Genomic DNA, 12,535 nt, shown 5'->3' with positions numbered 1-12,535 from the left:
TCAGGGAGCCGGCAGGATAACCGTCAGGCCTCTTCTGCCGCGCCCAGCCAGTGGCCCATGCGCAAGGCCTTGGTGAGCAGGTAGCCGCTGTTGTGCGGGTTCTCGCCGGCGCGCAGCGGCAGCCGTTCCTCCACCGCCACGCCCAGCGCACGCAGCGCCTCCACCTTGGCGGGGTTGTTGGTCAGCAGCCGAACCGAGCACACGCCCAGCGTGTGCAGCATCTGCGATGCGACGCGGTAGTCGCGGGCATCGTCGGGCAGGCCGAGGCGGCGGTTGGCTTCCACGGTGTCGGCGCCGGCGTCCTGCAGCGCATAGGCGCGGATCTTGTCCACCAGGCCGATGCCGCGGCCTTCCTGGCGCAGGTACAGCAGCACGCCGCGGCCTTCGGTGGCGATGGCCTGCTGCGCGGCCTGCAGCTGCGGGCCGCAGTCGCACTTGAGGCTGAACAGGGTGTCGCCGGTGAGGCATTCGGAGTGCAGCCGGGTGAGCACCGGCAGGCCGTCGTTGACGGCGCCGATGGTCAGTGCCGCATGCTCGCGGCCGGCGGCATCGCGGAAGCCGTGCAGCGTGAACTCGCCCATCTCGGTCGGCAGCCGGCAGCTGCCGCCATAGAACAGGGCCGGTACGTCGGTGGTGGTGTCGGCGGATAGGCCGACGGAAGGCCCGGCCACGTCGGCCGGCCGCAGGGGCGCGTTCATCGAATGGTTTGAGATCTTGGTCTGCCAGCTCAGCTGCGCTCATTGTGGCGCGGAACCCGAGCCCGTCGTTACAGCAGGGGTGGTGCGGCCGCCGGCATGTATGCATGTACAGTGGCCGGGCCGTTCCTGCAGTCCGCGCCCATGTCCGCCGTCGTCACCCGCCCTGATTCCTTTGCGCAGCTCAACCCGCAGCAGCGGGACGCCGTGGAGCATGGCGTGGCCGAGCCCGATGGACGGCCGCTGCTGGTCATCGCCGGGGCGGGCAGCGGCAAGACGATGACGCTGGCGCACCGCGTGGCCCGACTGGTGATGGCCGGGGCCGATCCGCAGCGGGTGCTGCTGCTCACCTTCTCGCGCCGCGCGGCGCAGGAGATGGTGCGCCGCGTGGGCCGCACGCTGCACCAGGCCCTGGGCCTGCCCGGCGCCACCCGTGCCCCCCACGCTGCCCTGGGCCGGCACCTTCCACGGCATCGGCGCGCGGCTGCTGCGCGAATACGCCGCCGCCATCGGCCTGCCCGAGCGCTTCACCATCCTCGACCGCGCCGATGCCGAGGACCTGATGAACCTGGCGCGCCAGGAAGGCGGCTGGGCCGCGGCCCGCAGCCGCTTCCCGCAGAAGGGCACCTGCCTGGCCATCTACTCCCGCGTGGTGAACAGCCAGCGCAGCCTGCCCGAGGTGCTGCGCGATGCCTTCCCCTGGTGCGAAGGCTGGGCTGCGGAGCTGAACACGCTGTTCGCGGCCTACACCGCGGCCAAGCAGCAGCAGCACAGCCTCGACTACGACGACCTGCTGCAGTACTGGGCCGCGATGATGGAGGAGCCTGCATTGGCCGCGCACATCGCCGCGCGCTTCGACCATGTGCTGGTGGACGAGTACCAGGACACCAACCGGCTGCAGGCGGCGGTGCTTCATGCGCTCAAGCCGGATGGCCGCGGCCTCACGGTGGTGGGCGACGATGCGCAGTCCATCTACGGCTTCCGCGCGGCGGAGGTGCGCAACATCCTCGACTTCCCGCACCAGTTCGGCCAGCCTGCGCGGGTGGTGCCGCTGGAGCGCAACTATCGCAGCACCCAGCCGCTGCTGGATGCGTCGAACGCGGTGATCGCCCTGGCGCCGGAGCGCCATGCCAAGCAGCTGTGGACCGATCGCACCGCCGCCGCGCGGCCGCGGCTGGTGGCCGTGGCCGACGAGGGCGAGCAGGCCCGCTGCGTGGCCGACCGGGTGCTGGCGCTGCGCGAGGAAGGCTTCAAGCTGCGATCGCAGGCGGTGCTGTTCCGCACCTCGCACCACAGCGCCGCGCTGGAGCTGGAACTCACCCGGCGGCAGATCCCGTTCGTGAAGTTCGGTGGCCTCAAGTTCCTGGAATCGGCCCATGTGAAGGACGTGCTTTGCGTGCTGCGCTGGGCCGAGAACCCGCGCAGCCGCATCGCCGGCTTCCGCGTGGCGCAGCTGGTGGCCGGCGTGGGTCCGGCCCATGCCCGCAAGCTGCTGGATGCACTGGAACAGGCCGCCGACCCCGCCGCTGCGCTGCTGGCCTGGCCTATGCCGCCGGCCGCGCAGGAGGACTGGTCGGGCTTCGTCGCACTGTATGGGCAGCTGCAGCAGGCCGGCAGCTGGCCGGGCGACCTGGACTGGGTGATGCGCTGGTACGAGCCGGTGCTGCAGCGCCTGCACGACGACGCCCCGGCCCGCCAGGCCGACCTGCAGCAACTGGCCCGCATCGCCGCCGGCCATGCCAGCCGCGAGCGCTTCATCACCGAGCTGACGCTGGACCCGCCCGACGCCAGCAGCGACGAGGCCGGCCCGCCGCACCTGGACGAGGACTACCTGGTGCTGTCCACGCTGCATTCGGCCAAGGGCCAGGAATGGGCCGCGGTGCAGATCCTGAACGTGGTGGACGGCTGCATCCCTTCGGAGATGAGCACGCGCGACAGCGCGCAGATCGACGAGGAACGGCGGCTGCTGTACGTGGGCATGACCCGCGCAAAGCAGCACCTGGACCTGCTGGTGCCGCAGCGCTTCTACGTCACCGACCAGGTCAAGCACGGCGACCGACATGTCTATGCAAGCTTGTCGCGCTTCATTCCCGAGGACCTGGCGCAGAGGTACTTCGAGCGGGTGACGCCGCTGGCCGATGCGGCAGCGCCAGCGGCGCCGCTGGCGCTGGGCCAGCGCTTCGACATCGGCATGCGGCTGAAAGGGCGCTGGGCCTGACGGCGCCGCTACCATCCCCGCCCATGGACAAGCAGGAACCGGTCGCATGGGGTTGGCGGCAGGCCATCGAAGCGGGCGATCTGTGCGTGTGGGATCTTCGTCCGAACCTGGAGATGGTGGCCCACTCGCCGCAATGGAAGCAGAAGCTGGGTTTTCCGAAGCCGCATGCCGCCGATCGCACGCACTTCTGGCGCTGCCGGGTGCACCCGGAGGACCTGGACGGCATGCTGGGCGCGATGCGCGCGCACATGCGCGGCGACGAGGCCACCTACGAATCCACCTTCCGGCTGCGCAGCAACGGCTCCGGCTACCGCGTGGTGCATTCGCGCGGGCGTGTCGTGGAGCGTTGCGTGCAGCACGGTGTGCTGCGCATGGTCGGCACCATGATCGACGTGACCCCGCGCCCTTCCACGCCGGGCGGCGGCCTGCCCGGCGACGGCCCGCGCCCTTCACCGGACGCGCCGGCCTTCGAGCGGCCGTTCCACCGGCTGCTGACCGCACGCCCGCCGGACGACGGCGGCCCGCCCGGGGCGGCGTGGACCGCACTGGTGGAGGAGCGCGACCGCTTGCTGGTCCAGGTGGAAGACCTGCTGCACAGGGCAGCGGCGGAACTGCAGGCGCGCGGCCTCAACCCGCCGGCTGGGGCTGGATGAGGGCGAGGATGTTGCCCTCGCTGTCCTTGAACCAGGCCGCCTTGGCACCGCCGGCGGTCACCGCCCCGGCCGCGCTGCGCTCGCCGGGCATGTCGGGGTAGTCCTCGAACACCACGCCGCGCGCCTGCAGCGCGACGATTTCGGCATCCACGTCCGCCACCTGCCAGAAGGCTTGGCTGGCCTGCGAGGTGCCGGCGTTGGGCGTGGGATAGAGGAAGCAGGCCGTGCCGCCCGCAAAGCGGTAGACCACACCGCCGCCGGTCTCCTCATCCGGCTTGAAGCCCAGCTGGCCTTCATAGAACGCACGCGCCCGCGGCAGGTCGGCGGCGGGGATGTAGGCGAAGAATGGATGGTCTTGCAGCATGGTGGGCTCCTGGGGGGTGTCTGCCTATGACGAACCGGGCCCTCCGGAATCGACAGGCGGAAGGCGACTGGGCGTGTCGGCATCGCTTGCGGCTGCCACGGTCAGCAGGATCGTCTCGCCCGTGGCCACCAGCTTCTCGTTCCCGCCGGATTCCGCGAACAGCTCGCAGGCGGTGAAGACCTGATGCCTGCCCGGCTTGACGACCCTGGCCCGGGCGATGAAGCGCTCGCCGACCGCCGGCCGAAGGCAGTTGACCGCGTAGTGCGAGGCCAGCACCTTGCCCACCACGGTGGCCGCCGCGAAGCCGCAGGCCGTGTCGATCAAGGCACCCACCAGGCCCGCATGGAGGAAGCCCGCGTACTGCCCCGCCTCCGGGCGCCAGGGCATGGCAATCGTGGCAGTGCCTGGGCCGGCGTCGATGACCTCGATGCCGCACCACCGGTTGAAGGCTGCTGTGGCATTGACGGCCCGCAGCAGGGCAAGCAGGTCGGTCGACTGCGACATGGCACCACCTCGGAGTGACGGATGCGCCCAATCTAGGCGCAGGCTGGCGATGCGCCTGTCCGCCAAGTGACAAGCGGTCACGCCTGCGTGGCGCGGCGCGCGCCCTGTCAACAAAGCTTCACGCCCGCTCCTTAGCCTGCGCAGGCCCTTCACCACCACCGTGGAAAGCCATCGCGCATGCAGTCCAACGACCACCCCGCTTCCACCCGTCGCCGCCTCCTTCAGGGCGGCCTGGCCCTGGCCGGTGCCACGCTGCTGCAGCGCCATGCGGTGGCCGCCGCGGCCATCGTGACCGCCGAGGGCGACCGGCCGCTGATGGCGCAGGGCATCCAGTTCGGCGACATGACGCTGGGCAACACCCTGCTGTGGAGCCGGGCCGACCGGCCGGCGCGGCTGCATGCCGAGTATTCGTTCGACGAGTCCTTCAGCCGCCCGGTGCGCCTGGTCGGCCCGCATGCGCTGGAGACCACCGACTTCACCGCGCGCATGGACCTGGCCGGCCTGCCCGCCGACCGCACGGTGTTCGTGCGCGCGTGGTTCGAGAGCCTGACCCACGCCGGCGCCTCCAGCGAGCCGGTGCTGGGCCGCTTCCGCACGCCCGCGCTGGCGCGCAACATCCGCTTCGTGTGGGGTGGCGACACCGCCGGCCAGGGCTGGGGCATCAACCCGGCCTTCGGCGGCATGCGCATCTATGAGCAGATGCGGCGCGTGCAGCCCGACTTCTTCCTGCACAGCGGCGACACCATCTATGCCGACGGCCCCATCGCCGAGACGGTGACCGCCGAGAACGGCCAGACCTGGAGCAACCTCGTCACGCCCGAGGTGGCCAAGGTGGCCGAGACGCTGGACGAATACCGCGGCCGCTACCGCTACAACCTGCTGGACGAGAACGTGCGCCGCTTCAATGCGGAGGTGCCGCAGATCTGGCAGTGGGACGACCACGAGGTGACCAACAACTGGAGCGCCAGCAAGAGCCTGGCCGCCGACCCGCGCTACACCGTGAAGGACGTGCCCCTGCTCATCGCCCGCGGCAGCCGTGCCTTCATGGAATATGCGCCGATGCGCCCCTACGGCGCGGCCGAGCTGGAGCGGGTGTACCGCCACATCCCCTACGGCCCGCTGCTGGACGTGTTCGTGATCGACATGCGCAGTTACCGCGGCCCCAACGGCACCAACCTGGAAAGCGCCGAAGGCGAGGCCAGCCGGCTGCTGGGCAGCGCGCAGCTGGCCTGGCTGAAGGACGGGCTGCGCCGCTCGCGCGCCACCTGGAAGGTGATCGCCTCCGACATGCCGATCGGCCTGAACGTGGGCGATGGCCGCGATGCCGGCGGCACCGCCCGCTGGGAGGCCGTTGCCAATGGCAACGATGGCCCGGCCCGCGGCCGCGAGCTGGAGATCGCGGGCCTGCTGCGGTCCATCCGCCAGATGGCACTGCGCAACGTGGTGTGGCTGACCGCCGACGTGCACTACTGCGCCGCCCACCACTACGACCCGTCGCGCGCCGCCTTCACCGACTTCGACCCCTTCTGGGAATTCGTCGCCGGCCCGCTGAATGCCGGCACCTTCGGCCCCAACACGCTGGACGCCACCTTCGGCCCGCGCGTGGACTTCCAGAAGACGCCGCCGGCCGGCCGCAGCAACTTCTCGCCCTTCGCCGGCCTGCAGTTCTTCGGCGAGGTGAACATCGATGCCGCCAGCCGCACCTTCAGCGTCGCCTTCAAGGACCTGGACGGCCGGCAGGTCTACAGCCGCACGCTGGTGCCGGCATGAGCGCCGCCGTCCGGCCGCCCGAAGGCGGCGCTCTTCCCGCCCGGCGGTATCCCGCGCAGCGGGAGGGTTCACCAGTGAGCGCGTCGGAGCTGACCATGAACAAGCGAGACCTCCCGGTACATGCCGCCCGCCTGCTGCTGGCCACCGGCCTGCTGGCCGCCGGGCCGGCGGCCCATGCCCTGACGCTGGTGTCCACGCAGCCGGGCGGCAACGATCTGGCGGTGGTGCTGGACGGCTCGCGCATCGGCATCGACCTGTCGCTGCGCACCACTGGCAGCGCCAGCTTCCAGCTGTCGCTCGAGGCGGCCGACGTGGGCCAGTGGCTGCCCTTCAACGCGGTGATCGCCGTGGCGCCCGGGCAGGCGCTGCAGGCATTGCGCGTGTCGCTGCAGGGCGCCGCCTTCGCCTATGTCGGCACCGTCACGCCGGCCTTCGGCGCGCTGGCGGGCATCGATGGCGACGACACCCGGCAGACGCTTCGCTTCCAGCCGGCCGAAGCCTTCGGCGTGGACCTGGGTGCACCGTTCGCGCAGGCCGGCACGCAGGACTGGCTGCTGGCCCCGGCCAGCGGCCTGCAGGCCGGCGACCGCTTCACCGTCACCATCAGCGCGGTGCCCGAGCCCGCCACCGTGGCCCTGATGCTGGCCGGCCTGGGCGTGGCGGCCTGGGCGGCGCGGCGCCGCTGAACGCGGCGGGTCCCGTCAGGCCATCTCCATCTGCCGCACCTGCTGCGCCACCAGTGCCGCGATGCCGTCGGCCACGGCGCTGCGTATCTGCGGGCTCAGCAATGCGGCGCGGTCGTTGTCGTTGGCGATGAAGCCCAGCTCCAGCAGCACTGCGGGGCCGTCGAACTTGAGCACCGCCAGGTCGTTGCGCTGCTTGATGCCGCGGTCGCGCAGGCCGGTGGCCTGCACCAGCACCTGCTGCATGCGGCGGGCCAGGGCCTCGTCGTCGCGGTAGAGCACCTCGGTGCCATGCGCAGCGTCCGATTCGGCGTCGTTGAGGTGGATCGAGATGAAGGCATCGCAGCCGGCGGCCTGCGCCATGGCCGCCCGGCGCACCACCGGCGCATGGTCCTGCTCGTCGTCGCGCGTCATGAAGACGTCGATCTGGCGGGCCCGCAGCGCGTCCTTCACCGCCAGGGCGTAGCGCAGCGCCATCGCCGACTCATGGAAGCGGAAGCCGTTCTCCATGTGCGTGGCACCAGGGTCGAAGATGCCGGGCTGGCGGTTGCTCATGCCGTGGCCGGGGTCGATGCAGATCTTCATGACACTTTCTCCTGCGGCCTGGATCGGCCTGAACACAGCCTAGGCGCGACCTCGTGATTTGCCTTCCGCCTGATGGGGGAGGCAGCCCGTGTCACCCGCCGGGGCGTGTCGCACCTCGACGCGGCAGCCCGCACCGGCTGCATCTTCCGTGGCTTGCCGGCATCCGTGCTGCGCCCATGAAGCTGATGTGCATCGCCACCTCATGCAGTGGCGCGTTGCGTCCGGTGCTGCAGCCAGGCGGCCAGCCCCGCCGCGGCGGCGACGGCTGCTCCGGACCAGGCCAGGTCCTGCACCGGCGGCACCGCGAAATGCAGCAGCCGGCGCAGCCCCGGCACCGCCAGGGCCAGGCCGATGGCTACCGTGGCTGCGGCCGCGACGCCCCAGAAGGCACGGGCCCTGCGGCCGGCCAGCATGCGCCAGCCGATGCCGGCCGACAGGTTCACCGCCACCAGCAGCAGGTTGCCGGCGGTGAGCCCGGCCACGGCCAGCGTGCGGGCCACGTCGGTGCCGCGGCCGGCGCCCAGCGCCATCAAATAGATGCCCAGCGTGGCCGCCAGCAGGCAGGCGCCCTGGGCCAGGCCCTGGCGCAGCATCGGCCAGCCCACGATGCCGTCGTCGCCGCGGCGCGGCGGACGCTGCATCAGGCGCGGGTCTTCCGGCGCGCCTTCGAAGGCCAGCGAGCACACCGGGTCGATCACCATCTCCGTCAGCACCACATGCGCAGGCAGCATCAGCGGGGGCAGGCCGACCAGCAGCGGCAGCAGCGCCAGGCCCGCGATGGGCACGTGGACGGCGGTGATGTAGACCATCACCTTGCGCAGGTTGTCGAAGATGCGGCGGCCCATGCGCACGCCGCCCACGATGCGGCCGAAGTCCTCGTCCAGCAGCACCAGCCCGGCGGCCTCGCGGGCCACGTCGGTGCCGCGCACGCCCATCGCGATGCCGATGTGCGCGGCCTTCAGCGCCGGTGCGTCGTTCACGCCGTCGCCGGTCATGGCCACCGTCTCGCCATTGCGCCTGAAGGCCTGCACCAGCCGCAGCTTCTGCTGCGGCATCACGCGCGCGAACACACGAACCCGGCGCACCACGTCGGCCAGCGCGTCGTCGTCCAGCTGCTCGATGCGGTCGCCGGCCACCGCACCGGCGGCGGTGTCGATGCCGGCCTGCCGCGCGATGGCCAGTGCCGTCGCCTCATGGTCGCCGGTGATCATCGCCACCGCGATGCCGGCGGTGCGCGCCTGGGCCACCGCGGCCGGCACGCTGGGGCGCAGCGGGTCCTCGAAGCCGACCAGGCCCAGCAGCGTGAAGTGGTGGTCGTGCTGCAGGGCGGGCGCGGGGCCCGGCGGCGCGCGGGCCTCGGCCACCGCCAGCACGCGCAGGCCTTCATCGGCCAGCCGCCGCACCTGCGCCAGCCAGGGTTCGGCGGCGGCGGGCACCAGGTGGCAAAGGCCGAACACCGCCTCGGGCGCGCCCTTGGCCGCGATGCAGCGATGGCCCTCGGTATCCGTCCATTCGTGCGACATCGCCAGCAGCTCGGCGCTCAACGGGTATTCGTGCGTCAGCTGCCAGTCGGGATGCAGATGTTCGCTGCGCGCCAGCGCGCCGTCGCCGTGCTGCAGCAGCGCTCGGTCCATCGGGTCGATGCCGCCGCGGCGCGAGGCCAGCATGGCGTACTCCAGCAGCCGGTGCACCGCCTCCGGCAGCGGCGCGCCGGGCTGCACGCGCACCTCCATGCCAGCAGCCACCAGCCGCCGCAGCTGCATGCGGTTCTCGGTCAGCGTGCCGGTCTTGTCCACGCACAGCACGGTGGCCGCGCCCAGTGCCTCGACCACCGCCGGCCGGCGCGCCAGCACCTGGATGCGGGCCAGCCGCCAGGCACCCAGCGCCAGGAACACGGCCAACGCCATCGGGAACTCCTCCGGCAGCATCGCCATGCCCAGCGCGATGGCCGACAGCAGCCCCTGCATCCAGTCGCCGCGCCACAGGCCATGCCACAGCGCCAGCGCGGCGCTGCACAGCAGGGCCGCCATGCCGAACATGCGGACCAGCCGCCGCAGGTGGCGCTGCAGCGGCGTGGGCGCGGTCTCGATGCCGGCCAGCGAAGCGCCGATGCGGCCCACCTGCGTCAGCCGGCCGGTGCCCGTCACCTGCACCAGGCCGTGGCCGGCCACCGCCAGCGTGCCGGCGAACACCCACGGCGTGTCGTCGCCGCCCGGCGCGCGGGCTTCGGGCGATGCGGCATCGGCCGTGGCACCAGCGGCCTGCTTGCGCACCGGCATCGATTCACCGGTGAGCAGCGATTCGTCCACCGACAGCCCGGCCGCCTCGCGCAGCACGCCATCGGCGGCCAGGCGTTCGCCTTCGCCCACCAGGAACAGGTCGCCCGGCACCAGCTCGCGGGCGGCCATGCGCCGCACCTGGCCGCCGCGCCGCACCCGCACCTGCGGCGCGGCCAGCTCGCGCAGCGCATCGAGCGCATGTTCGCTGCGCCGCTGCTGCAGCACGACCAGCCCCACGGTGAGCACCGCGAAGCCGGCCAGCAGCAGGCCTTCGCCCAGATCGCCCAGCACCAGGTAGATGGCGGCGGCGGCCAGCAGCAGCAGGAACATCGGCTCGGTGGCCACGCTGCGCAGGGTGGCCGGCAGGCCGTGCCGTTCGCGGTCCTGCAGCTCGTTGGCGCCGTGCACCGCCAGCCGGCGCGCCGCTTCGTCTTCGCTGAGGCCGGTGGCCGGCGCAGGCAGGTCCATGGACGGCGAGTGTGCAGCGCCGCTTCATGCAGCGCCGTCGTGCCCGGCGCCAAGATTGATGCACGTCAACCGGCGGCGGATGCGCGCCGTGGGCTGCCCTAGAACATCGCGCCCCGCGCCGACACCGGCCACACCTGCTCCACCACGCCGGCGCGCACGGCCACCAACCAGTCGTGCAGGTTCACCGTCGGGTCGCAGTGGCCGGGCACCAGGCGCAGCTTGTCGCCCACGGCCAGCGGCGCGGCGCCGGGGCTGCCGACGATCACCGTGTGCTCGTCGGAGATGCCGTCCACCCTCCAGCCCTCGTGCAGCACCTGGGGCAGGCCATGGTCGGTGGCGAAGGCCTTGAGGCCGCCGTCCAGCACCGCCTGGCCCGGCCGCAGGCTGATCACGCTGCACCAGCCGTACAGCGCATGGCCCAGCGCCGGCGTGCCTTCATCGGGCGTGTTGGCCGCATAGTCGGTGTCCATCAGCACATAGGAGCCGGGCTGCACCTCGGTGTACACGCCCGAGGTGGCCTCGATGGCATAGGTGCCGGTGCCGCCGCCGGTGAGGGTGGCGCAGGGCAGGCCGGCCGCGGCCAGCGCCTGCGCCGCCTCGCGGGCCCTGGCCACCGCGCCGCCGATGGCGGCCTGCCGCTCGGCCGGGCTGCGCAGGTGCTGGGCGCTGCCATGGTAGGCATGCAGGCCGGCAAAACGCAGGCCGGGCGCCTGTCCGGCGATGGCCTGGGCCAGCGCCACCGCATCGGCCGCGCTGGTCACGCCGCAGCGGCCCTGGCCCACGTCCAGTTCCACCAACACGTCTAGACAAGTGCCGGCCGCCGCGGTGGCCTCGGCCAGCTGCTGCACCTGCAGCGGATGGTCGGCGCACACCGCCAGCCGGATGCGGCCGGCCAGTGCCGCGGCCCGACGCGCCTTGCCCGCGCCGATGAGCTGGTTGGTCACCAGGATGTCGTCGATGCCCGCGGCCGCGAAGGCCTCGGCCTCGCCCAGCTTCTGGCAGCACAGGCCCTGCGCGCCGGCCGCGATCTGGCGCAGCGCCAGCGCCGGGGTCTTGTGCGCCTTGCCATGCGGCCGCACCCGCACGCCGGCCTGGCGCGCGCGCTGGTGCACCAGGGCCATGTTGGCCTCCATCGCATCCAGGTCGATCAGCAGGGCCGGGGTGTCGATGTCTGCCAGCACATCGCCCACGGCGGCCGGCGGCGGCGTTACAGGTGTGAACGGGACTTCGCGTGTCATGCGGGCATTGTGGGCCTGGAAGTTGCACGCGGGCTGCACAGCGGCCACGCTATGCTGTGCCAGGCCGTTGCCGAGGCCGCCTGCCGTGAACACCCGATTCCTTGAAACGCTTGTCGTGCTGGCCCGCGTGCGCAGCTTCCGCGAAACCGCGCAGGTGCTCAACGCCACGCAGGCCGCGATCTCGCAGCGCATCGCCAGCCTGGAAGACGAACTGGGCACCGAGCTGGTGGATCGCAGCTCGCGCCGGCTGGTGCTCACCCAGGCGGGCGAGCAGGTGGCGCGGCAGGCGCAGCGCATCCTGCAGCTGGAGCGCGAGCTGGTGCTCAGCACCCGGCCCGAGGCACCGCCGGCCGGGCGCGTGCGCATCGGCACCATCGAGTCGGTGGTGCACACCTGGCTCTCGCCGCTGATCCGGCTGCTGGCCGAGCGCCATCCGCAGGTGAACCCCGACATCACCGTGGACACCGCCCGCCACCTGCAGGACCAGTTCCGCCAGCGCAAGCTGGACCTGATGATCCAGAACGACCCTTATGCCGAGGCCGTGGGCACGCTGGACTACACCGTGACGCCGCTGTGTGAATTCCCGCTGCGCTGGGTGGGCCGGCCCGACCTGGTCCCGGCCTCGGGCATCGTCACCATCGAGGACCTGGAGCGCGTGCCGGTGCTCACCTTCAGCAAGACCTCCAGCCCGCAGGCGCATGTGCGCGCGCTGTTCATCGACCGCGACGTGGAGCCGCGGGTGTGCAGCTTCCCGTCGGTGGAATCCATCATCCAGCTTGCCGGCGATGGCTACGGCATCGCCGCCATCCCGCCGGTGTTCGTGCGCGAGCAGCTGCAGCGGCGCGAGCTGTTCCAGTGCGACGGGCCGCGCCTGCCGCCGATGGTCATCACCGCCATCAGCGAGCGCGGCGCCTGCTCCGCCGTGCGCGCGACGCAGGACGTGGCCTGCGAGGTGGTGACCCGGTTCTGCGCCCGGGTAGGGCCGGAGTGGGCGCGGCGGCTGGGGCCCGCCGACGCCAGCTGACGCCGGCGGCGCGCGCCGCGCATGCCCCATCCCGAATGTGAGCCGCAGCGGCTG

Annotated in this window: 10 protein-coding genes and 1 pseudogene; 5 read left to right on the top strand and 6 right to left on the bottom strand. The window is 72.2% G+C overall.

What is annotated here, in order from left to right; all coding sequences use genetic code 11:
* Positions 1-23 precede the first annotated feature (23 nt).
* Positions 24-698, bottom strand: coding sequence for a GTP cyclohydrolase II (gene ribA / locus LRS14_RS22820; RefSeq protein ID WP_083440479.1), 675 nt, complete (start codon positions 696-698; stop codon positions 24-26).
* Positions 699-839: 141 nt separating this feature from the next.
* Between ribA and LRS14_RS22815 the strand changes: the two are divergent.
* Positions 840-2,913, top strand: a pseudogene (locus tag LRS14_RS22815) (ATP-dependent helicase).
* A 23-nt stretch (positions 2,914-2,936) separates the two neighbouring features.
* Entirely contained in the window at positions 2,937-3,566 is a 630-nt protein-coding gene (locus tag LRS14_RS22810) for a PAS domain-containing protein (protein ID WP_257801233.1), read from the top strand.
* Here the strand turns inward: LRS14_RS22810 and LRS14_RS22805 are convergent.
* Positions 3,541-3,930, bottom strand: a complete 390-nt coding sequence (locus LRS14_RS22805; protein WP_046112607.1) for a VOC family protein — start codon at positions 3,928-3,930, stop codon at positions 3,541-3,543. The two genes, LRS14_RS22810 and LRS14_RS22805, sit on opposite strands and share 26 nt — an antisense overlap.
* A 24-nt stretch (positions 3,931-3,954) precedes the next feature.
* Positions 3,955-4,434 (bottom strand): PaaI family thioesterase, encoded by a 480-nt coding sequence (locus tag LRS14_RS22800; protein WP_198156905.1) that lies wholly within the window; start codon positions 4,432-4,434, stop codon positions 3,955-3,957.
* A 177-nt stretch (positions 4,435-4,611) separates the two neighbouring features.
* Between LRS14_RS22800 and LRS14_RS22795 the strand changes: the two genes are divergently transcribed.
* Entirely contained in the window at positions 4,612-6,204 is a 1,593-nt protein-coding gene (locus tag LRS14_RS22795; RefSeq protein ID WP_257801231.1) for an alkaline phosphatase, read from the top strand.
* 95 nt (positions 6,205-6,299) lie between these two features.
* Positions 6,300-6,890, top strand: coding sequence for a PEP-CTERM sorting domain-containing protein (locus LRS14_RS22790; RefSeq protein WP_257801229.1), 591 nt, complete (start codon positions 6,300-6,302; stop codon positions 6,888-6,890).
* Positions 6,891-6,905: 15 nt separating this feature from the next.
* On the opposite strand, the gene LRS14_RS22785 is transcribed toward LRS14_RS22790, so the two are convergent.
* From LRS14_RS22785 to LRS14_RS22775, 3 genes are all read right to left on the bottom strand, one after another.
* Complete coding sequence (locus tag LRS14_RS22785) at positions 6,906-7,472, bottom strand: N-acetylmuramoyl-L-alanine amidase (RefSeq protein WP_257801227.1); 567 nt, start codon at positions 7,470-7,472, stop codon at positions 6,906-6,908.
* 200 nt (positions 7,473-7,672) lie between these two features.
* The gene (locus tag LRS14_RS22780; protein ID WP_257801226.1) at positions 7,673-10,219 is read right to left on the bottom strand and encodes a cation-translocating P-type ATPase; all 2,547 of its coding nucleotides are present in this window, start codon (positions 10,217-10,219) and stop codon (positions 7,673-7,675) included.
* 98 nt (positions 10,220-10,317) lie between these two features.
* The gene (locus tag LRS14_RS22775; RefSeq protein WP_257801225.1) at positions 10,318-11,457 is read right to left on the bottom strand and encodes a DSD1 family PLP-dependent enzyme; all 1,140 of its coding nucleotides are present in this window, start codon (positions 11,455-11,457) and stop codon (positions 10,318-10,320) included.
* An 85-nt stretch (positions 11,458-11,542) separates the two neighbouring features.
* Between LRS14_RS22775 and LRS14_RS22770 the strand changes: the two genes are divergently transcribed.
* Positions 11,543-12,481, top strand: a complete 939-nt coding sequence (locus tag LRS14_RS22770; protein WP_046112604.1) for a LysR family transcriptional regulator — start codon at positions 11,543-11,545, stop codon at positions 12,479-12,481.
* Positions 12,482-12,535: the final 54 nt, after the last annotated feature.

The sequence above is a fragment of the Aquincola sp. J276 genome, from assembly GCF_024700035.1.
Taxonomy (GTDB): domain Bacteria; phylum Pseudomonadota; class Gammaproteobacteria; order Burkholderiales; family Burkholderiaceae_C; genus Aquincola; species Aquincola tertiaricarbonis.
The sequence above is the reverse complement of the archived record's forward strand: the minus strand, read 5'-3'. Positions and strand labels throughout refer to the sequence as shown.

Coding starts and splice junctions, on each gene's coding strand:
- LRS14_RS22790 (WP_257801229.1), top strand. CDS start 6,300: ATGAACAAGCGAGACCTCCCGGTACATGCCGCCCGCCTGCTGCTGGCC.
- LRS14_RS22780 (WP_257801226.1), bottom strand. CDS start 10,219: ATGGACCTGCCTGCGCCGGCCACCGGCCTCAGCGAAGACGAAGCGGCG.
- LRS14_RS22805 (WP_046112607.1), bottom strand. CDS start 3,930: ATGCTGCAAGACCATCCATTCTTCGCCTACATCCCCGCCGCCGACCTG.
- LRS14_RS22775 (WP_257801225.1), bottom strand. CDS start 11,457: ATGACACGCGAAGTCCCGTTCACACCTGTAACGCCGCCGCCGGCCGCC.
- LRS14_RS22810 (WP_257801233.1), top strand. CDS start 2,937: ATGGACAAGCAGGAACCGGTCGCATGGGGTTGGCGGCAGGCCATCGAA.
- LRS14_RS22800 (WP_198156905.1), bottom strand. CDS start 4,434: ATGTCGCAGTCGACCGACCTGCTTGCCCTGCTGCGGGCCGTCAATGCC.
- LRS14_RS22785 (WP_257801227.1), bottom strand. CDS start 7,472: ATGAAGATCTGCATCGACCCCGGCCACGGCATGAGCAACCGCCAGCCC.
- ribA (WP_083440479.1), bottom strand. CDS start 698: ATGAACGCGCCCCTGCGGCCGGCCGACGTGGCCGGGCCTTCCGTCGGC.
- LRS14_RS22795 (WP_257801231.1), top strand. CDS start 4,612: ATGCAGTCCAACGACCACCCCGCTTCCACCCGTCGCCGCCTCCTTCAG.